The organism is Zunongwangia atlantica 22II14-10F7 (assembly GCF_002094855.1).
In the GTDB taxonomy this organism is placed as follows: Bacteria; Bacteroidota; Bacteroidia; order Flavobacteriales; family Flavobacteriaceae; genus Zunongwangia; species Zunongwangia atlantica.
Window position 1 is genome coordinate 54468 of sequence record NZ_ARYN01000003.1, and the last position, 22590, is coordinate 77057.

General features: G+C 35.7%; 17 protein-coding genes. 4 read left to right on the forward strand and 13 right to left on the reverse strand.

Annotation, left to right across the window (positions count from 1 at the left end):
* Positions 1–185: 185 nt before the first annotated feature.
* The 4 genes from IIF7_RS03945 to IIF7_RS03960 form a co-directional block, all read right to left on the reverse strand.
* A complete protein-coding gene (locus IIF7_RS03945; protein WP_084840380.1) occupies positions 186–971 on the reverse strand; it encodes a hypothetical protein in 786 nt (261 codons plus the stop codon).
* A gap of 4 nt (positions 972–975) precedes the next feature.
* Positions 976–1716 (reverse strand): MIP/aquaporin family protein, encoded by a 741-nt coding sequence (locus IIF7_RS03950; protein WP_084840381.1) that lies wholly within the window; start codon positions 1714–1716, stop codon positions 976–978.
* Positions 1717–1730: 14 nt separating this feature from the next.
* The gene (gene glpK, locus IIF7_RS03955) at positions 1731–3224 is read right to left on the reverse strand and encodes a glycerol kinase GlpK (RefSeq protein WP_084840382.1); all 1494 of its coding nucleotides are present in this window, start codon (positions 3222–3224) and stop codon (positions 1731–1733) included.
* A 109-nt stretch (positions 3225–3333) separates the two neighbouring features.
* Complete coding sequence (locus tag IIF7_RS03960) at positions 3334–4908, reverse strand: glycerol-3-phosphate dehydrogenase/oxidase (RefSeq protein ID WP_084840383.1); 1575 nt, start codon at positions 4906–4908, stop codon at positions 3334–3336.
* 231 nt (positions 4909–5139) lie between these two features.
* Between IIF7_RS03960 and IIF7_RS03965 the strand changes: the two genes are divergently transcribed.
* From IIF7_RS03965 to IIF7_RS03975, 3 genes are all read left to right on the forward strand, one after another.
* A complete protein-coding gene (locus IIF7_RS03965; protein ID WP_084840384.1) occupies positions 5140–5892 on the forward strand; it encodes a DeoR/GlpR family DNA-binding transcription regulator in 753 nt (250 codons plus the stop codon).
* Between the two features lie 235 nt (positions 5893–6127).
* Positions 6128–8035, forward strand: a complete 1908-nt coding sequence (glgB, locus tag IIF7_RS03970; protein WP_084840385.1) for a 1,4-alpha-glucan branching protein GlgB — start codon at positions 6128–6130, stop codon at positions 8033–8035.
* 27 nt (positions 8036–8062) lie between these two features.
* The gene (locus IIF7_RS03975) at positions 8063–10465 is read left to right on the forward strand and encodes a glycoside hydrolase family 31 protein (RefSeq protein WP_084840386.1); all 2403 of its coding nucleotides are present in this window, start codon (positions 8063–8065) and stop codon (positions 10463–10465) included.
* 193 nt (positions 10466–10658) lie between these two features.
* Here IIF7_RS03975 and IIF7_RS03980 read toward each other — a convergent pair whose 3' ends face one another.
* Positions 10659–11015 carry a hypothetical protein gene (locus IIF7_RS03980; protein WP_084840387.1) on the reverse strand — a complete coding sequence of 119 codons (357 nt, stop codon included), beginning with the start codon at positions 11013–11015 and terminating at the stop codon, positions 10659–10661.
* A gap of 170 nt (positions 11016–11185) precedes the next feature.
* On the opposite strand from IIF7_RS03980, the gene IIF7_RS03985 reads away from it, so the two are divergent.
* A complete protein-coding gene (locus IIF7_RS03985; protein ID WP_084840388.1) occupies positions 11186–11905 on the forward strand; it encodes an NUDIX hydrolase in 720 nt (239 codons plus the stop codon).
* 21 nt (positions 11906–11926) lie between these two features.
* On the opposite strand, the gene IIF7_RS03990 is transcribed toward IIF7_RS03985, so the two are convergent.
* From IIF7_RS03990 to IIF7_RS04025, 8 genes are all read right to left on the reverse strand, one after another.
* Positions 11927–12460 (reverse strand): hypothetical protein, encoded by a 534-nt coding sequence (locus IIF7_RS03990; RefSeq protein ID WP_084840389.1) that lies wholly within the window; start codon positions 12458–12460, stop codon positions 11927–11929.
* Positions 12461–12470: 10 nt separating this feature from the next.
* Entirely contained in the window at positions 12471–13076 is a 606-nt protein-coding gene (locus tag IIF7_RS03995) for a DUF4403 family protein (RefSeq protein WP_084840390.1), read from the reverse strand.
* Between the two features lie 111 nt (positions 13077–13187).
* Positions 13188–14237 carry an ACR3 family arsenite efflux transporter gene (gene arsB, locus IIF7_RS04000; protein WP_084840391.1) on the reverse strand — a complete coding sequence of 350 codons (1050 nt, stop codon included), beginning with the start codon at positions 14235–14237 and terminating at the stop codon, positions 13188–13190.
* A gap of 6 nt (positions 14238–14243) precedes the next feature.
* On the reverse strand, positions 14244–14864 hold the full coding sequence (locus tag IIF7_RS04005; protein WP_084840392.1) for a low molecular weight phosphatase family protein: 621 nt from the start codon (positions 14862–14864) through the stop codon (positions 14244–14246).
* 18 nt (positions 14865–14882) lie between these two features.
* The gene (locus IIF7_RS04010) at positions 14883–15374 is read right to left on the reverse strand and encodes a DUF6428 family protein (RefSeq protein ID WP_084840393.1); all 492 of its coding nucleotides are present in this window, start codon (positions 15372–15374) and stop codon (positions 14883–14885) included.
* Between the two features lie 100 nt (positions 15375–15474).
* Positions 15475–16260, reverse strand: a complete 786-nt coding sequence (locus tag IIF7_RS04015) for a M90 family metallopeptidase (protein ID WP_084840394.1) — start codon at positions 16258–16260, stop codon at positions 15475–15477.
* A 61-nt stretch (positions 16261–16321) separates the two neighbouring features.
* On the reverse strand, positions 16322–20380 hold the full coding sequence (locus tag IIF7_RS04020; protein ID WP_176218890.1) for a hybrid sensor histidine kinase/response regulator transcription factor: 4059 nt from the start codon (positions 20378–20380) through the stop codon (positions 16322–16324).
* Positions 20381–20720: 340 nt separating this feature from the next.
* On the reverse strand, positions 20721–21863 hold the full coding sequence (locus IIF7_RS04025) for an endo-1,4-beta-xylanase (RefSeq protein ID WP_084840396.1): 1143 nt from the start codon (positions 21861–21863) through the stop codon (positions 20721–20723).
* Positions 21864–22590 lie beyond the last annotated feature (727 nt).

A 22590-nucleotide genomic window follows, 5' to 3' on the forward strand; every position in this document is an offset into this window, starting at 1 on the left:
AACTAATTCCCATCTTCTTTTTCAAGCACGAAGTTCATCAAATCGTACTGTAAATTAAAAGAATCCTCATAAATAAACTTTATGAGGATATTATGTTTTTCTTACTTCAAATTTAAATGAAAATACCGAATAATAGGTTTTCTCAACAAAGAAATAATATTATTTAAAATACTGATGATCAGAATCTAAAATAAATTAAAAGCTACCTGTATGGCTCCGTAATCCTGTACTGGATTCCAGCTGGCCGTAGCCGATACCGGAAGGGTGAACTTATCGAAAATATTGAGGTCTCTATTATAAATAAATCCAACATTGGTTATACCGGGTTCGTCTCCATAAAAATGAGCTTCCTGTGGCGCAAAAGACCATGATCCACCTACAAGTCCAGATAAAGACCAGTTGCTTTTATCAAGAATCACATAACTGGCTTCTACATAATTTGAATAGGCGTTTCTTAACTGTCCATCGTCATTTATAAAAGTATCCCTACCCTGTACAATTGTACTCCAGGATAATTTTAAAGGTACTTTTTGAAATTGATACGCCAGGGTTACATCTACAAAATGTGAGGTTGTACTGCGATCGTAGTCAAAGATCTTAGCATCTGGAAAATCACTATAATTATTAATGTCCCAAATTGCCAAAGACCAACCTTTATGCATAAAACTTACGTAGTAATCAAATTCGGTATAATCTCCATTGAAACCTCTACCACCCCACACACCGGCTTTAAAAAAACCATTTTTAGAAGTATAGTTTAGATCGACTGCCGTCATTGGGGCATCGGTAACATGCAAACCTTTCCAAAGGTGCATATTCTTTAACTGAAGATTGAAATGAAACAACTTAGTATCGTCTTCAACTTCATCTTCATTTCGCTCTTCTACGATATTCTCTTCACTCACCTGAGCCCGAGAAATATTACCTGCCAGCATCATAGCCAGCAGGCATATATAATGTATCTTTTTCATTGAATTACTTTCCTAAAATTAAAAACAAGACTGCTGCTATGGTTGCTCCAATAAGTGGCCCAACAATAGGAATCCATGCATATCCCCAACCACTATCGGTTTTTCCTTTAATTGGTAAAAGCGCGTGTACTATTCTTGGGCCAAGATCACGTGCAGGGTTAATTGCATAGCCTGTTGTACCTCCTAAAGAAAGGCCAATTGCCCATACAATAAATGACACAGGAATCGCTCCTATAGCTCCAAGTCCTACTTTGGTAGTTCCTCCCGTTTGTGTTTCGAATGAAGCATCTGCAAAATAGAATACACAAATAATTAATACGAAAGTTCCTAGAATCTCACTTAAAAGATTCCTGAAATTGTTGGGGATTGCGGGAGCTGTACAAAATACAGCTCTTTTTGCTCCACCATCTTCAGTAGCATCAAAGTGACTTTTATACATTTGATATACCAAGAATGCTCCTAGCATTGCCCCTATAAATTCCCCTGCAAGGTAAGTGGGCACATCTTCCCACGGGAAAAGTCCTCCTATAGCCAGACCAATAGTTACCGCCGGATTTAAATGTGCCCCGCTATAAGGTCCCGAAACTACAACTCCGGCAAATACCGCTAAGCCCCATGCTGTAGTAACTACAATCCAATCACTTCCCTGACCAATAGTTTTGTTCAGGTTTACGTTGGCAACTACTCCGCCTCCCAAAAGGATAAGTATTGCCGTTCCTAGAATCTCTGCAATAAATGGTGTCATTACTTCTTAAAAATTTAAAGTTTTGTCCATTCTTCTAAAGCCTTAACAGCTTTATACCATCCTTTGATTCCGTCTTGTACAGCATCCTGATTTTCTGTTGGCTGAAATTCTTTTTCTACCTGCCAGATCTCTTCGATCTCTTCCATACTATCCCAGTATCCAACAGCTAAACCAGCAAGATAAGCTGCACCAAGTGCTGTAGTTTCTGTAATTTCTGGACGTACTGTTTCTGTATTTAAAACATCGCTTTGAAATTGCATAAGCATATCGTTTACAGATGCTCCTCCATCTACACGAAGTTGTTTAATATCGATACCGCTATCTGCTTCCATAGCTTTAAGAATATCCATAGTTTGGTAAGCAATTGCTTCTAAAGAAGCTCTCGCAATATGGGCATCTGTAGTACCACGGGTAATACCAAACATAGTACCCTGAGCTTTTTGATTCCAATGTGGCGCCCCCAATCCAGAGAATGCAGGGATAAAGTAAACGCCATCTGTACTATCTACAGATCCTGCAAGTTGCTCTACATCTTTAGATCTCTTAATAATCCCTAGACCATCACGAAGCCATTGTACTACCGCACCAGCAATAAATATCGATCCTTCTAAACAATATTCGGTTTTACCGTTAATTCTCCAAGCGACGGAAGTAAGTAAGTTATTTTCTGAAACAATTGGTTCTTCACCTATGTTCATTAGCATAAAACAACCTGTCCCATAGGTGTTTTTAACCATACCTTTTTTGGTACACATTTGCCCAAATAAAGCTGCCATCTGGTCTCCGGCAATACCTGCAATAGGAATTTTTGAAGCAAAAACGGTGGTCTTGGTATGCCCGTAAATTTCGCTGGAATCTTTAACTTCTGGCAACATACTTTTTGGCACATCGAAAATTTCTAATAATTCGTCGTCCCAATCCATCGTGTTAATATTAAAGAACAACGTACGACATGCGTTTGTCACATCAGTTACGTGCAATTCTCCCTTAGTAAAGTTCCAGATAAGCCAGGTATCGATGGTTCCCATAATAAGATCTCCGGCTTCGGCTTTTTCTCTGGCTCCTTCAACATTATCTAAGATCCATTTTACTTTAGTCCCAGAGAAGTAAGAATCGATAACAAGACCTGTTTTTTTCTTAATAAGATCTGCTTTACCATTCTCTTTTAATTCATCACAATATTCAGAAGTTCTTTTATCCTGCCATACAATTGCATTATACACAGGATCGCCTGTATTTTTATCCCAAACTACAACGGTTTCGCGCTGATTTGTAATACCAATACCTGCAATATTTTTTCCATTCATCCCATGCTTTGTAGTCGCCTCGGCAGCTACACCAGCCTGAGTTGACCAAATCTCACTTGGGTCGTGCTCTACCCATCCAGGCTTTGGAAAATATTGTGTAAATTCTTTTTGAGCTACAGACACAATCGTACCTTTCTTATCGAAAAGGATTGCGCGAGAGCTGGTAGTACCCTGATCTAGGGCTAACATGTATTGATCCATAACTACTTTTATTTTAAATAGGGTTTCATTAAGGAAATGAATTTACCCTGGCTCCCGGGAAAACCCGAGAGCTATTTTGATTAATATATTGGTTCCTTTGCTTTAAATATTAGATCGTGTAATGAGTTGCGATCTCTTTAAAATCTGCTATTTGAGCAGTAATCCAGGCTTCATCTTTTCCTAATTCTTTAGCCAGTATTTTTGCAACTTCAGGAGCACATTCTATGGCTGCTTTAGAATCCATAAATAACATTCTTACCCTTCTTGCAAGAATATCATCTACTGTTCTGGCCATTTCATGACGGGCAGCCCAAACTACTTCTGCTTTAAGAAAATCTAATCTTGGGTGTAATTTTTCTCCTAAAGAAGAGTCTTCTTTAATTAAATTGTGAATTTCTGGCTGGTCACTTCCGTAGATATATAAGTGATTAGAAAGATCTGGATTTTCTTTTGCTCCATGAATTTTAAGGTTCACGGTTTTACATTCTTTTTTAGGTAATTTACCTAAAGCAATAGCTTTATCTACTGTATCCTGAGCCATTCTTCTAAAGGTTGTCCATTTACCACCAGTAATGGTAATTAAACCTGTATTAGAAACTAATACTTTATGACTTCTTGAAATTTCCTTAGATTTTTCTGAACCATCTTTAGGTGCAGCTAAAGGTCTTAAACCAGCATAAATACTTCTAACATCTTCCCTGGTTACCTGTTTATCTAAATAATTATTGAAGGTTTTAAGAATAAATTCAATTTCTTCTTCTAATGCAACTGGTTCCAAACTATGCTCATCTAGCTGCGTATCTGTAGTCCCAACAATCACTTTATCATGCCACGGCACAGCAAAAAGAACACGACCGTCTTCTGTCTTCGGAATCATAATAGCATCGTCTCCCGGAAGGAAAGATTTATCAAATACCAAATGTACACCCTGGCTAGGTTTAACCATGTTACGCGCATCTGGATTTTCCATTCTTAAGATCTCATCTGTAAATACCCCGGTTGCATTAATAACAGCATCTCCAAAAAACTGATGATCCTCTCCAGTTTCCATATCTTTTGCAGAAACTCCTTTGATCTCATTATTTTCTATAACCAGATTATTTACTTTAAAGTAATTTAATACAGATGCTCCTTGCTCTATACAGGTTTGAGCTACATTTACTGCCAACCTAGAATCATCAAACTGACCATCTTTGTAAACTACTCCGCCTCTTAATTTATCTTTACGTATCGTTTCTAAACGATTTAAGGTTTCGTTTTTATTAATATGTATCGATTTACCAAGGCTTAATTTACCCGCAAGAAAGTCGTAAACTTTAAGTCCTACAGTATAAAAAATACCTTCGTACCATCTATAGTTAGGAATAATAAAACTCTGATTTTTCACAAGATGAGGAGCATTTTTACTTAAAAGTCCTCTCTCATATAAAGCTTCCTTAACCAGATCTATATTTCCCTGTGCTAAATACCTTACTCCACCATGCACCAATTTTGTACTTCTACTCGAAGTTCCTTTAGCAAAGTCTACCTGTTCTAACAATAAGGTTTTATAACCTCTGGTAACACTGTCTAAAGCAACGCCTAAACCTGTTGCTCCGCCACCGATTACGATTAAATCCCATTTTTCAATGGATTTTGCAGAATCGACCAGCGATTTTCTTGAGTATATATTTTTAGCACCCATAATTTGGAATCTTCTAATTTTCAGCTAAAATAATAAAATTATCTCAAAACGAAACATTTCGAAACAAAATATTAGTTAAAGAAAACAAACGAAAGTGTTAACGAAAGACACAGGAGGCTTTAATTAGCTTAAAATTTACCAAAAAATAGATTTACTTTCACTTTCTTTCGTTTTAGAATAGGTTACTAAAAGGACTAATTTTATACATTTGTAAAGGCCATTACTCGAACTATGAAAAGACATCAATTAATTTTAGAAAAGCTTAACCACGAGCAACACATCGAAGTTTCAGATTTATGTGAAGAACTTAATGTTTCAGCGGTTACTATTAGAAAAGATTTAAAATTACTTGAAGATAAAGGACTCCTTTATAGAACTCATGGCGGTGCATCGCTAGAGAATCCTTATATCAATGACAGACCTGTAAACGAGAAAGAGAAAATCTCGGTTATGGAAAAATCTGATATCGCAAAAGAGGCATCAAAACTAATAAAGGATAACGACTCTATTATGATTGCTTCTGGTACCACCGTACAGCAATTAGCAAAATCTATCACCAATAAAGGGGCTCTAAATGTAATTACCTCATCTTTGAATGTTGCCTTAGAATTATTAAATCATCAAAACATTCAGGTAATTCAGCTTGGCGGCAATTTAAGACATACTTCATCTTCAGTAACCGGCCATTATGCCCAGCACATTTTAGAACACATTTCCTGTAATCAATTATTTTTAGGGGTAGATGGGATTGATCTGGATTATGGATGCACTACCACCAGCTTGGAAGAAGCGCTATTAAATCAAAAAATGATGGAATCATCCCAACGTACCATTATTTTAGCAGACTCTTCTAAATTTGGAAAAAAGAGTTTTGGCAGAATTTGTGGTCTGGAACAAGTTGATCAAATTATCACAGATAATGGCATTTCTCCTACACTAGCAAAGAAAATAAGAGACCTGGGCGTTAAGCTAAGTATTGTCTAGCGATTTTTATGTACCCCTCTCTAAACCAATAATAAAGCTTTCCATTTTTTTTCTACATCAAATTAGCAACTTCCTGTTTTAATTAAAAGCTAATATTACTTTAAAAACTTCAGGATGTAGATTTAAAACACTAATTTAAGGCCAGGTTTAAACATTACCTCTCATAAATTGAGAACTAATTTATAAACCTGGAGGCCAACCACCTTCTTAAGACTAACCAATTATTACGACCCTTATGAAGCAGGAAGTACAGCTTTATTCTTTATTCACAGATTTCGACATTTCTTTATTTAAAGCAGGTAAACATTACAGAATTTATGAAAAACTAGGATCACACATCCTTGAAATTAATGGTAAAAAAGGAACTTATTTCGCAGTTTGGGCACCATCAGCAAAAGAAGTCTCTGTAGTTGGAGATTTTAATTACTGGACAGAGCACGAACATAAACTTTCGGTACGCTGGGATAGCAGTGGTATCTGGGAAGGATTTATTCCTGGCGTTGGCAAAGGCTCCAGATACAAATACAAAATCACCAGTTGCATAGATAATATTAAGACTGAAAAAGCCGATCCTTACGCTCGTAAATGCGAGCACCCGCCAGCCACAGCATCTATCGTTTGGGAAGATGATTATTCCTGGAAAGACAAAAGATGGATTAACAGCAGAAAAAATAAAAATGCCTTAGATCAACCAATATCGGTTTATGAACTTCACTTAGCCAGCTGGAGACGTAAATGGGAAGAAAATCGCCCACTTTCGTATATCGAAATGGCAGATGAGCTGGTTAATTATGTGAAAGAGATGGGCTATACTCATGTAGAATTTATGCCAGTAATGGAATATCCCTACGATCCTTCCTGGGGATATCAGATTACCGGTTATTTTGCTCCAACCTCAAGATTTGGTAGCCCAGACGAATTTAAATTCTTAGTCGATGCATTTCATCGTAAAAACATCGCTGTAATCATGGATTGGGTTCCTTCTCATTTCCCAGAAGATGATCACGGCTTAGGCCGTTTTGATGGCTCTCACCTATACGAACATCCAGATCGTCGAAAAGGATATCATCCAGATTGGAAAAGCCTTATTTTTAACTATGGACGTAACGAAGTACGTTCATTTTTAATTAGTAATGCAATTTTCTGGTTAGACCAGTATCATATCGATGGATTACGAGTAGATGCCGTAGCCTCGATGTTATACCTGGATTACTCTAGAGAAGAAGGAGAATGGGAACCAAATATTTTTGGCGGAAATGAAAATCTTGAAGCCATCTCTTTCCTGAAGGATTTAAACATGGAGGTTTATCAAAGTTTTGAAGGCGTACAAACCATTGCTGAAGAATCTACGGCATATTCAGGTGTTTCTAAACCTATCTATCTGGGAGGATTAGGCTTTGGCATGAAATGGATGATGGGCTGGATGCACGATACCTTAGAATATTTTAAAAAGGATAGCATTTATCGCCAATATCACCAAAATGAAATAAGCTTTAGTCTCACCTATGCTTTCACTGAAAATTTCACTTTACCATTAAGTCACGACGAAGTGGTTTACGGTAAAAATTCACTCTTAGGCCGTATGCCAGGAGACGAGTGGCAACGTTTTGCCAATCTAAGGTTAATGTACGGCTATATGTATTCTCATCCCGGCAACAAACTGCTATTTATGGGAGGTGAAATTGGACAATATAACGAATGGAATTATAATGCGAGCCTGGATTGGAACTTATTGGAATATCCTGTACATAGCGGATTAAACAAGCTTGTAAAAGACCTCAACAAAGTCTATAAAAAATACCCTGCTCTATACGAAAAGCAATTTAGCTCTGAAGGTTTTGAGTGGATTTCCTATAACGACAGCCAAAATTCAGTGTTATGTTATCTAAGAAAAGGGAGATCCAGTAAAGATGACCTTGTGATTATCTGCAATTTCACGCCTACAGTTTTAAACAACTATCGTATTGGCATTCCTAAACCAGGAAAACTAAAAGAAATTCTAAACACCGATAATTCTAAATACGAAGGTTCTGGTGTAAAAAATAAAATTTTAACTATCGAAAACCAGGCATTTCATGGGAAAGACTATTCTGTTGCCATAACAGTACCACCCCTGGCTGCTGTTTTTTTCAGCATAGAATAACCCCTAAATGTTTTTAATACCTAGAATATGATTACAAATACAGAATTAGAAAAGAAAGGAAACCTTTTCCCCTCTAAATTGGTTTCTTATGAGCAAAACGGAGATTCTATTTGTTTTACTTCTGAAAATGGTGTACAACTAATAATCACTGTAGTGCGAGACAGCATGCTTAGGTTTAGGTATGCAACAGACGGAATTTTTGAGCATGATTTCTCTTACGCCATAGACGAAGACCAATCTCACGGCTACTCAGTATTAGAAGTTACTGAAGATGATGAGTTTATCTGGATCACCACAGAGCAGATAAAATGCCGCATAAACCGCATTGATATGCGTACCGCAATGTTCGATCTTGAAGGGCAACTTATCCTTCAGGACGAGCTTGGATTTCATTGGGAAGAAAGTTTCGAGTTTGGTGGCAATTACGTAAAAATGAGTAAAAACTCGATGGATGGTGAGAACTTTTATGGCCTAGGCGATAAACCTACCACATTCAACTTAAAAGGAAAAAGATTAAGCAATTGGAATACAGACCAATATGCTTTTGGAAAAGATTTACCCGAATTATATAAAGCCATACCATTTTATATTGGACTGCATAGCGCTAAAGCCTATGGTATTTTCTTTGACAATACATTTAAAACCCATTTTGATTTTTGCCATGAACGTAGGCATATTACCAGCTTTTGGGCAGATGGCGGGGAGATGAATTACTATTTTATCTACGGACCAAAAATTGCAGATGTTGTTACCAAATACACCCATCTTACCGGTAGACCAGAACTACCACCAATGTGGGCTTTAGGATACCACCAAAGTAAATGGAGTTATTATCCTGAAGCTAAAGTAAAACAACTTGCTGCAGGATTTAGAGATAATAAATTCCCCTGTGATGCGCTATACCTAGACATCGATTATATGGACGGTTTTAGATGCTTTACCTGGAATAAAGATTACTTCCCAGATCCTAAAAACATGGTTGAAGATTTGGAGGAAGATGGTTTTAAAACCGTTGCGATTATCGATCCCGGTATAAAAATCGATGATAAATACGAGATTTTTAAAGACGGTCTTGAAAAAGATTATTTCTGTAAACGTGCGGACGGTCCTTATATGCGAGGAAAAGTGTGGCCTGGAAACTGTGTTTTCCCAGACTTTACAAATCCTGAGGTTAGAGAATGGTGGGCAGATCATTATAAAACCTTAATTGCTGAAACTGGCATTAAAGGCGTTTGGAACGATATGAACGAACCTGCCGTTATGGAAGTGCCGGGAAAAACTTTTCCGTTAGATGTGAGACACGATTACGATGGAAATCGATGTAGCCACCGTAAAGCGCATAATATCTACGGAATGCAGATGGCTCGTGCTACCTACGAGGGAGTTAAAAAATACATTTTCCCTAAACGTCCTTTCACCATCACCAGAGCAAGTTACTCGGGTGGGCAGCGATTTAGCTCTACCTGGACGGGTGATAACCTTGCCAGCTGGGAACATTTATGGCTAGCCAATACACAAATTCAGCGTTTGGGAATGAGTGGCTTTAGCTTTGCCGGAACCGATATTGGTGGTTTTGCAGATCAACCAACGGGCGAATTATTCACAAGATGGATTCAGCTTGGTGTTTTTCATCCATTTTGCCGCGTGCATTCTTCAGGAGATCATGGCGAGCAGGAGCCTTGGTATTTTGGTGAAGAAGTCCTGGATATTACCAGAAAGTTTGTAGAATTACGTTATCAATTGCTTCCGTATTTATACACGGCTTTTTATCAATATTGTGAAGATAATGTACCTATTCTAAAACCTTTGGTTTATTTCGATCAGGAAGATATTCAAACTCATTATCGTGCAGACGAATTTATCTTCGGAAATCACCTCTTAGTTTGCCCAATACAAGAGCCAAACGTACAGGGAAGAAGAATGTACGTACCGCGCGGGCGCTGGTATAATTTCTGGAACGACACTATTATTGAAGGAGGAAAAGAACTATGGGTAGATGCACCTTTAGATAGTATGCCTCTATTTGTTAAAGAAGGGGCGATTATACCTAAATATCCCGTGCAGCAATATGTAGATGAAATTGAAATTGAAGAAATAAACCTAGACATTTACTATAAGAACGGAAAGCAAAATTCGGTTTTATATGAAGACGACCATGATGGTTACGATTATAAAATGGGAATTTTTAATCTAAGAACCTTTAAACTAACTGGAAAAACAAAAGAAATTATTGTACAACAGCATGTTGATGGTACTTACGAATCTAGCTTAAAAACAATGAAAATTACTTTTCATGGATTGCCTTTCGAGATTAAATCTGCCAGCGTAAATAACGAAGATGTAAGTTTAGAAAGTATTAATTATGATAAAGAGACTAACTCGATCATTTTACAGGAAAGCTTTACAGATTTAAGATTGATAAGTGAGTAAACTACCTTGAGGCAAGCCTCGGAGTACTATACCCTTTGGCGGTACCAATAAAATCTACGGCCGCTGTGAAAAAACAGCGGCCTAATTTTTAATACAAAAAGAAAACGGATTGGCTTGACCTAGTCCCCACCAATCCGTTTTCTTTAAATGTAAATTAAACTCTCCTTTTTTAGGGCAAAAAAGTGTCTCTTCGTTACTTCTCTATCAAATAGTGATATTGCAGTTCATAGGGTGTCTGGCTCATCAATTCAATAAAAAAGATTTGCTTGTTTTGGTATTTATTTTGGGTAAATTTTTCTATCGATTTACTACATAAACAAAGTGCATTCGCTGCGGTAACTCCGCCATTTTTTCTTGCTTGTTTCTCAATACAGGCCTTAACTATTTTATGCTGATAAACAATTCCCGGTTTCCTTTCTGGATCTTTAGCTCTAGCATAAGTTCCCTGCATATTTTCAGCTTCGCAACAGTTTACAAACTGCTTGTTGCTGTAGACCTCGATAGTCACCTCGATCATTTCTCCGTTTGTATTTTCTACTGTTACGTTCATTTTCTGCTTATTTATACCCTAAAATTACTATCAAAAAGCAGCAAAACGAGAAGATTTCGATGTAGTCCTTTTTATCTATCGACCAATGGTAAGGGTTAAAAGTTGGATTGAATGATTTATAGATGGCCTTTTGCTAAGAATTGTTATTTTTACGATTAAATTTTTATAAGATGTCTAAAGGCTTTATCGCAGAAGGCGAAAAATACATTCAGGAAGAAAACTTTATTGAAGCGGTTACCATAGATTGTGTGGTATTTGGATTTAATGAAGGAAAAATGGAAGTTCTTCTGGTAAAGCATGCTGAAGGAATTAGTAAAGATAAATGGGGATTACCAGGGGGATGGATAACCGAAAAGGAATCTATAGATAATTCAGCTAAAAGAGTTTTAAGAGATCTTACCGGCCTAGACAATATCTTTTTGGAACAACTACAGGCCTTTGGTGAACCTAATCGCTTCCCTACCAGCCGCGTGATCACTATTGGGTATTATGCCCTTGTAAAAAGTGAAGATTACGAAATTGCTGCTGGTTTTACCGCTTCTGAAGCTAAATGGTTCTTAGTAGAAGAACTGCCAGATCTTATCTATGATCATAAGATTATTTTTGAAGCCGCTCAGGAAAAGCTTAGAAATCGCGTGCGCCAGGCACCAATTGGTTTCAATTTACTTCCTGAAAAATTTACGCTACTTCAGTTAATGCATCTTTACGAAGAAATTTTAGATGTGAAAATGGATAAACCTAACTTCCGTAGAAAATTTTTAAAAATGAAGCTTCTGGTTGATATTGGCGAAAAACAAAAGGATGTTTCGCATCGTGCAGCCAAACTTTATAGTTTTGATGAAGAAGTATATCAAAAACTGACTAAGAAAGGTTTTACCTTTGAATTTTAAGCGAACACTTAAAATTGATTTCTACTTGCTTTCTAATTTTTCAGAAATCTTATTCTTATAAAATTCGAGTTCTTTTAGGAAAGTCTCCTCGGCATCAATTGAATCATCTTCAAATCGGTTATGCCCTGTACTAATCTGATCGATCAATTGTTTATTCCGGAAGATATAAATTCCGCTGAATCCACCATCAAAGTTATTTTTATCTATTCGATTAGACTTTGTATCATAACCGAAATATTTAGTACGATCCCGCACCAACACAAGTTGCTCATTTTTTAAATAGAATGAATAATATTGTATTCCGTAGGAAAGAAATAGTGTAAGCGCAATTTTTCTTATTTCGTTGTTAGCAGCATCGTAAAAACCAATTAACTCACCTCCGTCATCTGAAGATCCTTCGATAAAATCTTCATTTTCTAAAATGATAGATTGCAAAGAATCATTACTATCCAAAGCTTTTTCCAGCTCCTTTACACCTGGATATTTTTCTATGAGGTTTTGAGCATTTAAACAAAGTCCTATAAAAAGAAACGAAAGTGTCACAAATCCCTTCATAAGCGACTGGTTAGTCAGGAATTTTAGTGACTTCCATAGCAGCTTCTCCGGTAAGACTTAAATAAATATACAGATCTTGCGGCGCAAATTCAAAATGTGAAATATTAAGCTGATCTAATTGTGCATCGACCAATAAACCTTCTGCTGGTTCGTTATTTTCTTTAAGCTTTGAGTTGATTTTGGTTAATTCCTGCTGTAATTTTTCTGAAAGGTTTTGCTTCGATTTTTGTAATACTTTCTTTTGAAGAAATTTATTCAGAATAATCTGAACAATCTTATTCATTAGTTTATTCTGATTTTCACCAACGGCTTCATAATCTTCTAACGAAAATTGATTAGTAACCGGATCAAAATTGAACTTAAGATGAATTTTAAGCTCTAATTCTTTATTTTTAAATAGAAATGTTTTGGCTTTTAATCGTAAACCAAGCGTGATATCATAATCTACTTCAGGATTTTTCTCCAGCCATACAAATTTCACTTCGGCATACTCAGCAATGCTATTTTCTTCGTCATCTTCTTCCTGCATCTTCTCTTCGATCACCTTTTCTAAAACAGCATAAGGTAATTTTACAGGAATATTCAGAATTAATCCTTTTTGGTAATCTTCAATCATAGTTTGCGGGCTTTCTTTTAAAGGTATAAAAGAAAAAGCGCCGCAAATCTAATATTAGGTTAAAATTGATTCAAAATTCAGCTAAACCCAGCTTTCAGCGAATCTTATTAATTAAGAATGCATCGCCGGTTTGCGATACAATTTACCACGAAGCCAAAAGGAAACACGTACCAAAAGAATTAGCGCCGGCACTTCGATTAGCGGACCAACGATCCCAACAAAAGCCTGACCTGAATTTAATCCAAAAACAGCAATGGCTACGGCTATGGCAAGCTCGAAGTTATTTCCGGCCGCGGTAAAAGAAATTGCAGCGTTTTCATCGTATTTTGCCCCTGCCCATCTACTGGCAATAAATCCAATCAAGAACATTAATGCAAAATAGATCATTAATGGAATAGCGATTAGCACTACATCTTTAGGAATTTCTACGATTAAATTTCCTTTTAAGCTAAACATCACTACAATGGTAAAAAGCAACGCAATTAAGGTGATTTTGGATATTTTAGGGATAAATTTTTCTGAATACCATTTTTCACCTTTCAGCTTCACCAAAACTAAACGACTAAGAATTCCCATTAAAAACGGAACTCCTAAATAAATCGCAACGCTTTCTGCAATCGTCGCTACAGAAATATTAACGATACTCCCTTCGTAACCAAAATACGGCGGAAGTTTTGTGATGAATAACCAGGCATAAAAAGAATAGCCAAAAACCTGAAAAATGCTGTTTAAAGCCACTAATCCTGCTCCATATTCTTTACTTCCATCGGCAAGATCGTTCCACACCAAAACCATCGCAATGCAGCGTGCGAGGCCTATTAAAATTAAACCGGTCATATATTCAGGATGATCGCCTAAAAATAAAATTGCCAGCGAAAACATCAAAATTGGGCCTATGATCCAGTTTAGTAATATCGAAATACTAAGAATCTTTACATTTCTAAATACCTTAGGTAGCATCTTATAATCAACTTTCGCCAAGGGTGGATACATCATCAAAATTAGCCCAACAGCTATAAGAATATTGGTAGAACCAGCGCTATAGGAATTAATCGCTTCTGGCACCGCCGGGATAAAATAACCAAGCCCTACACCTACTGCCATCGCAATAAAGATCCAAAGGGTAAGGTAACTATCCAGAAAACTAAGTTTCTTTTTCATGATTCTTTATTTTGAAAGTTCTTTTGCTTTTGTAAATACATACAATAGATCTGTTGCGATCTCTTTGCTTTTTTCCTGATATTTCTCCAACTCCTCTGGCGTACCATCGCTTACTTTAGGGTCTTCAAAAGTAAAAGCGATTCTAGCATCGGCTCCCGGCACAAAAGGACAGGCTTCGTTGGCCTGAGAACACGTCATTATCGCTGCGAAGTTTTTCTGCGGATTAAGACTATGATCATAAACTTTCGAAAAACTAATGATCGGCAGGGCGTCTTCAGCAAATTTTAAATAGCAAACCGGATTTTTATCTTCTGAAAGTTTCCCTACGGAAAACCCTACACTTTGAAAGGCTTTTAATACTGAAGGATATACCGCTGTAGCTTCTGTTCCGCCAGAATAAGAACGCACATCTTTTATACCCAAATATTCGGCAATAGTTTGAGCCCAGATTTGTGAAAAATGACTTCTTCTTGAATTGTGCGTACAAATAAAATTAAGGCTTACAGGCTCTTGTTTTTGTAGTTTTTCAGCAACAAAAGAAACAAAGCCCTTTAAAGCTTTTTTACGTTCTTCACTAATTTTATTGATATCTAAAGCATCAATAAATTCTTGGATTGCATTATACATTTTGAAGAATATTTTTGATTAGCAACAACCAGATCCAGGCTTACAAGCAGTAGCTACAGCAGCTGTTTCTGTGAGATCTTTTAAACTTCTTTTTGGCTTTTCTGAAGCGCTTTCTGGAATCCCGCATTGATCCTGGGCGAGACAGGTGGTAAATTTATTGACTAGCAAAAATCGCTCACCATTAAATTCAAGATCATATTTACCAATGGTACTTCCTTGGTATTCTACTTCAATTTCTGAATTTTCATCTAAATGCAGTACATTTTCTGAAAGTTCGATGATCGAAAGTAATTTCTCTGGATGCAAGCGATGATCGTAGTCATTTGCTTCCCATAACTGAAAGCTTGCTTTGGCTTCGTCTCTAAGCGTACCGCCACAGTCTATAAATTTCTTTTCTACACGACCAATTTCGGTAACATGAAAATGAGAGGGCACTAAGTTGCCATCTGGCAATTCAAATTCGATAGTCGTTTTTTCATTTAAGATCTTCTTTATTTCTGCTAATTTCATAAATCCAAATTTTAATTATCGTAATATTACGATTAAACTTCATTGCAATATTACGATAATTAAGCAGACTTTTAAAAGTGGAGGTTAAATTTTTTATTATTTAAATATGTTCTTCAGGGAAATAGCAATCGTGAAGCATCCTGTAAACATCGGGGTGTTTACGTTTTAGACTCCTAGGATTTTCGAAAAAATATTCACTGGCTGTAGCGAGGAATTCGGCTTCATTCGTACCACCATAATTCCGAATATCAGATTTGTTTCTATTGATAGCTTCCATTTCTTCGTGCACCATTTTTAACCACGGAATGGTGTAAGCTTGTTTTAATAATCTTTCAGGCACGCCATCTGTTGCACCATCTACTTTATCAATTAAATGAACAAATTCATGAATTCCGGTATTTAGACGATCATTATAATTTTTAAAACCATCGTGTAAAGCGCGACGGGAAAGTATCATTTGATGCTCAAATCTTCCGGTTCCCACTAAACCCATTACGATTTTATCTTCCCCACTATTTTCGAAAACTAGATTTTTATTAAAATGATCTGGATACAAGATCACTGTACTTAGGTTAGAATAATGCCAGCTCTTAAATCCAAAAACCGGAATAACCCCACTCGCAGCAACTAAAATTTTATCTAAATCTTGTAATTTAAACGAAACGCTCTCGATATACACTTCGCTTAAGAAGATCATGATTCGCTGCTGAAATCTTTTTTGTTCCGAAGTAGATAATTCGGCATAAAACTCTACATTTTCTAATAACAATTGATGCCAGTTCGCAGGAAAGGGCGCTACTTTCTTTTTCTTCTTTTGGGTTATCTTGTAAATAATAAAAGCTGCAAGGATCACCACTACCAGAATGGCTTCAAAAAGTTTATTCATTTAGAAAATGGGTTTCAAAAATTCAGCATAAAAATACCTAAAATCGGTTCTAATTTTAAGCTTAGACTTCTAAATGTTTTTTCCGGTAATTACTGGGCGTCATCCCATAGAGGTCCTTAAATTTTGTAGAGAATTTTGAAGTACTTGAGAATCCCACAGCATAGGCAACCTCTGCAATATTTGTACGCTTAGAAACCAACAATGTTGCTGCTTGTTTTAACCTGATATTCGTCATCAATTCTCCCGCAGATTGATTAGTGAGCTGTTTTAATTTTCTATATAAATGCACGCGACTAATCCCTAATTCTCCTGCAATCATTTCTACATTAAGATCTGGATTATTAGTATTTTCATTTACTACGCGCATGAATTTCTCTAACAAAGCCTCATCCCCAGATTTAATATCTACTTTTTTGATCTTATCTTCCTGAAGTTGATTTCCTGCATAGGTATTCTTTAACAGCGTTCTGTTCTTTATAAGGTTTTTCGCCGTTTTTCTAAGAATTTCAATATTAAAAGGTTTGTTGATATACGCATCTACACCAATATCCAGGCCTTCGATATTAGTTTCTTTATCGGTTTTCCCTGTAAGTAAAATAACAGGCACATGATTAATATAGATATTCTTTTTGATCTTTCGGGTAAAAGCGATTCCATCCATTTCAGGCATCATCACATCACTAATAATAAGATCTGGAGGATTTTTAGCAACTTCTGGGAAAGCAACTTTTGCGTTTGGAAAAGTATGTACATTATAACTTTCCCTGAATTCGCCAGCAATATAATTCCTTATCTCATCATCATCATCGACAATAAAAACGGTAGGAATATTCTTTTCTGTAGCGTCTTCTTCAAATTCTTCAGAAGAGGAATTCAATAAATTTACTTTAGTCTCATTTGTAAATTCTGTAGCCGATTCTAAGACTATGTCCTTTTCATCTAAATGATCTTTTCCTAAAGGCGCTGTTATCACAAACTTACAGCCAGGCTGATCTTTATTGTTTTCGGCTTTTACCGTTCCGTGATGAAGCTCCGCAATAGATTTGGTTAAATGAAGCCCAATACCGGTTCCTTCAAACTGACGATGTTCTTTACTCGAAATTCGATAAAATCGATTGAAAATATTTTCAATATCGCTTTCTTTTATTCCTACGCCATTGTCTTTGATCACAATGCTAAACTTGTTCCAGTTTTCGCTGGCTTCTATATCGATCTCTATATTGCCTCCCTGTGGCGTAAATTTTATCGCGTTAGAGATCACATTCTGAATGATCTTATCAAAATGACGTGGATCGATATATGCATACAACTCTTCTTCACGATGCCTTACTTCAAAATGAATACGCCTGCTTTCTACCTGATCTTCAAAAAGGGAAACTATATTTTTAATAAAGCTTATGATCTCTGTTTTTCTAAATTTCAGCTCAATTTTTCCCTGGTCGATCTTTCTAGCGTTAATTAACTGGTTTAGCAAATGAAGCATACGCTCTGAGTTACGCTCCATGATCTTATAAAGTCTTTGCCGCTCCGGTTGAGAATCGTTTTTGATCAATTTATTCAAAGGATTCATGATAAGTGTGATTGGCGTTTTAAGATCGTGAGAAATATTGGTTAAAAACTGTAATTTCGCCTCATTCATCTCTTCAGCCTGCAGATGCGCTTCTAATTTCTTCTTTGTACTTTGCCTTTGCCTAATGATCTGAATAATCGCATAGGTAATCAAAATAAACAGAAACACATAAGCCAGTTTAGTCCAACTAGATAGATACCATGGCGCATGAATTACAATTATTAATGATCTTGCACCGGTATATTCATCAATATCCTTCGCCTTTACTCTAAAATTATAAGTACCAGGATCTAGATCGTTAAAAGTTACGGTGTTCATTCCCGGGCGTAACTTTATCCAGTTTTCAGAATTTAGAGAATAGGCATAAGTGATCCATTCCTGGTGTTTAAAAGAAAAGGAAGAAAATTCGATACTAAAATCATTATCAAAATGAGCCAGTTCTATCGTATCTGCTTCTATAATTGGCTTGTTAATTATCGAATATGAACCAGATTTCATTCCTTTTTTTACCGGTTCGTCCTGAAGATAAAACTCGGTTATTCTAAGATCGATATTGCTTCCCGTGGCTTCTATTTCTGAAGGTTGAAAAAATGTAATTCCGTTAGTATTTCCGAAGAATAATTTTCCATCCTTATCTGAAAATGAAGCATTTTTATTGAATTCATTTCCCTGAAGTCCATCCCTGAAATAGTAATTTTTGAATTGTTTAGTTTCCCTTTCGAACTTAGCAATCCCATGGTTGGTGCTTATCCATAAATTATTATCCAGATCGGGTTCGATAGCGCAAATTACATTACTAGGTAAACCATCTGATGTGCTATAAACTCTTGTGATCGTATCGTTTTTAGGCTTAAAGTATAAACCTTCTGAAGTACCTACCCACAAGTTGAGTTCCTCATCCTCGTAAAGATTGTAAATGATCTTATTTGCGATAATATGATCTTGCCCGTTTTTATTTAGAAAAGTATTTTTAGAAAAATCTAAAGCCGATAAACCATCATACGTCCCAATATATAGTTTATTAGTCTTAGAGAATAATAAACAGTTAATCCACTTATTGTTTATTTCTTCGAAACCATCCTGTTTTTCTAATCGATTATAATTACTGAAATTTTTAGTGCTTATATCGTATTTAAAAAGTCCGTAACCAAGTGAGCCAATCCAAACGTCTTTTTTATCATCTTCAGCAAAAGCATAAATTCGTTCTACCCGATTACCTTTTTCATCTTTTAATTCCGCAGTAAAATCTAATTTATTTTCAGCTCTATTCAATTTTGCCAGTCCCTGAAGATAGGTTCCTACCCAAAGTGTATTATTAGCATCCTGAAACAAGCTCATTACACTTGCCGAACTTTGCCCCGTATTAGCCGTTATATGAGATTTTTGTCGTTTGTTTTTGCTAATTCCATAAAGTCCGTCACCATCGGTGCCAACCCACAGCGTTTCTTCGTTATCTTTTAGTAGAGAAACAATACTGTTAGATCCAATAATATTATTTTTTACAGACTGGTAACCTATATATTCAAAATTATGTGTTCGATCTGGAACCAGCAAAACACCCTTCTGATAAATCCCTAACCAAAAATTATTGGCTTTGTCCTGAATTATAGAATGAATTTTTGTTTTCGTAAAATCGAAATTAGCGATACTAAAGTCATTTTCTCTTAGTTTATTTTTTGCAGGATCATACACCCAAAGACCTTTGCCATCTGTTCCTACCATAACTTCATTCTGATTGCTTATCTGTAATGATTTTACCGGCAGGTTTTGTGAACCTTCAATTAAAGCAAACTCGTCTAGATCACGATCATAACGAAATAATCCTTTACTTAAACTAGCGACATATAAGTTTCCATTGTCGCTTTCAGCAATAGAAGATATTGAAGCATCTATATCTGAATTTATAAAATACGCTGTTACCTGATTCTCTTTATCGATTTTATAAAGTCCCTGGTTTTGGCTAGAAACCCATAAATTTCCTTCTGTATCTTCAAAAAGATCTTCGAAATACTTTTCAGGCAATGTACTTACAATTTGCCGGGCAACTAATTTCCCCGCATCCTTTTCTAATTTAGCAATTCCCTGACCCGAGGTACTTAGTATGATCTCTCCTGTTTCCCGTTCTAAAATCGAAATTACATGTGATGGATATAAATAATTATTCCCCACGTATATGGGAATATCATGAAATTCCTCGGTTGCATAGTCGTAGTATTGCAAGCCATTAAAAAATCCGAAGTATAACCTCCCATTACTATCCTGGTATATCGACTTTACGTAATTATTCTTAAGAGAAGTAGAATCGTTCTTGTCTTGCTTGTAAACTGAAAACTTAGCGCCATCATATTTATTTAAACCATCCTCTGTAGCGATCCAAACAAAACCCTTATCGTCCTGATAGATTTGATTGATCAAACTACTGGAAAGGTCGGCGTCTGTAGAGAATAATTTTCCTACTTGAGAATAGCCTAGGGTTTGTACTATAAATATGAGAAACAACCCAAATACATACTTGTAGTATCGGAAATTATCTTTGGCCGTTTTATTCATTAATCTCATATTTCAACTAGGAAAGAAATTTGAATTTTCAGATCAAAAACCATCGAAACCAACTTATAGTTTTCGTGACTACAAATTAGTAAAATTTTAATGATTTTTCAATTTAAAACCTAAAATAAAAACATTTATCAATTAAAATATTAATATTTTAGACAAAATACACTTATTACATTTTGCTTTGAAAGCACACACTCCACTTTTTAAGGTATTTTATAGTATTGAAGAAACAAATTGATAATAGAAGACAACCGGACTATTCTTTCAAACAAATTTTAAACTTTTGAATGGTGGAATCAAAAATAATTTAATAGTCCGAGTTGTCTGGAGGAAACTATTGTGCAGATAAATCAATTAAATTTTTCACCACTGGCTTTGGTTGGTTTTGCCTGTCAAACAATAAAGGATAGTCTGTTCTACCAGATACAGGCCAGTCGTTTTTCCAGGAATTTCCATCGTTTACACCCCAAAATGTTATTCTAGAAATCTTATCCTTATGTTTTTGAAACAGCTTAAAAAAGCTCAAATATCGATCAGTAAATTGTTGTTCTACATTCTCAGGCAATTGTTCTGGAAAAGGATTCATTTCATCTTCATATTTGAAGTTATCTGAAATATTTGCTCCGGCATCGCCCCATGGCGAAGGCAATACACTAAGATCTAATTCAGATATAGCGACTTCACCTAACTGGCCAAAAGCTTCGATACTTTTTTCGAACTCAGAAATTTCAGGATGATTTAACCCTATATGACCTTGCATACCTATACCATGAATGGGAACGTTGTTATCCTTAAGCTCTTTAACCATTCTCACCACACCAGCTCTTTTTTTAGGATTAGCCATTGAGTAATCGTTATAATATAATTTGGCATCTGGATCTGTCTGATGGGCAAACTGAAAGGCCAATTTTATATAATCTTCGCCTATAATTTTATAAAATTTACTTTCGCGAAGACTTCCATCATCTTCGATAGCTTCATTAACTACATCCCAGGATTTAATTTTCCCTTTATATCTTTCTACAACTGTAAAAATGTGTTCTTTCATTCTTGAAATCAGTTCCTCTCTACTCACATCTTCTCCATTTTCATCTACAAAAAACCATTTGGGAGTTTGTGAGTGCCAAACCAAGGTATGACCATGAATCGTCATATTATTTTCTTCTCCAAAATCAACGAATTTATCGGCAATTTCAAAATTGAACTTCGCATCATCAGATCGAAGTCGTCCACTTTTCATGCAATTTTCAGCAACAATCGAGTTGAAATGAGATTTCACAACATCTGTCTCATCTGGGTTTCTACCTGTGATCTGGCTGGTGTTTAGCGCAGTTCCTATTAAAAACTGATCTTTAAAGGCATCCTTTAAAGAAATAATTTCAGCATCTGCCTCAACACTCTTATCTGTTCTACAACTGTAAATAATGAAGCCCACGCATACCGGGAGAATTGCAGAAACAATCGTTTTTTTAATCATAATATGTAATAATCTTGTGGATGGTTTATTGGTTTTGATTTAACATTGGCAATTGAAATAAAAAGTTCTCCTGTAAACACTAAGTTTATTCAGCAAAAGTTACACTACTACTTCAACAATAATACTGCGACGCATTGTTAAGGCAGCTAGAAGTGATACAGGAGAACTATTAAGTAAAAAATCACAAGTATCTAAAATTCAATTTATGCCGCAGTATTTTTAAATTTTCCATTAATAAGCTTCGGCTAAGTTTTCACAGGTTTTCTTTTTTAATCACAATTATAAAATCTTAATGAATCTCCAAGCCCTATGAGTATTTATATAAATTACTGCTGAAATAATCATACTGAGAAAACTCTACTCAATCGTTTTCGTTTTAAACTCTTAATCTTTTGCAAAAGAAGCTTTTATTAGAATAATTAGTAATTTTCTCTATGCTTTGTTAACAGAATCAAATATATCTGTTAAAACATTTTAACAAAATCAAAATTGTTACAATTGCTTTACGTTGTGTTACATTCGATATTTAACACATAATTTTGAGCTTACGATGGAAATTAAAAAGCATCATTAAACATTGATTATTAAATATTTAATCCCTAAAAACCTATCCAACAAATGTATTTTTTGAAAACTTGGGATTCAATAAAAAAGATATTTCACTGACTTTTTTTAATGTAAAATAAGCGGTATAAAGCTCTACTCTAAAATATTGAATCTTCAGAAT

Coding starts and splice junctions, on each gene's coding strand:
- glpK (WP_084840382.1), bottom strand. CDS start 3,224: ATGGATCAATACATGTTAGCCCTAGATCAGGGTACTACCAGCTCTCGC.
- IIF7_RS03945 (WP_084840380.1), bottom strand. CDS start 971: ATGAAAAAGATACATTATATATGCCTGCTGGCTATGATGCTGGCAGGT.
- IIF7_RS03950 (WP_084840381.1), bottom strand. CDS start 1,716: ATGACACCATTTATTGCAGAGATTCTAGGAACGGCAATACTTATCCTT.
- IIF7_RS03990 (WP_084840389.1), bottom strand. CDS start 12,460: ATGAAGGGATTTGTGACACTTTCGTTTCTTTTTATAGGACTTTGTTTA.
- IIF7_RS04005 (WP_084840392.1), bottom strand. CDS start 14,864: ATGTATAATGCAATCCAAGAATTTATTGATGCTTTAGATATCAATAAA.
- IIF7_RS03985 (WP_084840388.1), top strand. CDS start 11,186: ATGTCTAAAGGCTTTATCGCAGAAGGCGAAAAATACATTCAGGAAGAA.
- IIF7_RS04015 (WP_084840394.1), bottom strand. CDS start 16,260: ATGAATAAACTTTTTGAAGCCATTCTGGTAGTGGTGATCCTTGCAGCT.
- arsB (WP_084840391.1), bottom strand. CDS start 14,237: ATGAAAAAGAAACTTAGTTTTCTGGATAGTTACCTTACCCTTTGGATC.
- IIF7_RS03965 (WP_084840384.1), top strand. CDS start 5,140: ATGAAAAGACATCAATTAATTTTAGAAAAGCTTAACCACGAGCAACAC.
- IIF7_RS04025 (WP_084840396.1), bottom strand. CDS start 21,863: ATGATTAAAAAAACGATTGTTTCTGCAATTCTCCCGGTATGCGTGGGC.
- IIF7_RS04020 (WP_176218890.1), bottom strand. CDS start 20,380: ATGAATAAAACGGCCAAAGATAATTTCCGATACTACAAGTATGTATTT.
- IIF7_RS03980 (WP_084840387.1), bottom strand. CDS start 11,015: ATGAACGTAACAGTAGAAAATACAAACGGAGAAATGATCGAGGTGACT.
- IIF7_RS03975 (WP_084840386.1), top strand. CDS start 8,063: ATGATTACAAATACAGAATTAGAAAAGAAAGGAAACCTTTTCCCCTCT.
- IIF7_RS03960 (WP_084840383.1), bottom strand. CDS start 4,908: ATGGGTGCTAAAAATATATACTCAAGAAAATCGCTGGTCGATTCTGCA.
- glgB (WP_084840385.1), top strand. CDS start 6,128: ATGAAGCAGGAAGTACAGCTTTATTCTTTATTCACAGATTTCGACATT.
- IIF7_RS03995 (WP_084840390.1), bottom strand. CDS start 13,076: ATGATTGAAGATTACCAAAAAGGATTAATTCTGAATATTCCTGTAAAA.
- IIF7_RS04010 (WP_084840393.1), bottom strand. CDS start 15,374: ATGAAATTAGCAGAAATAAAGAAGATCTTAAATGAAAAAACGACTATC.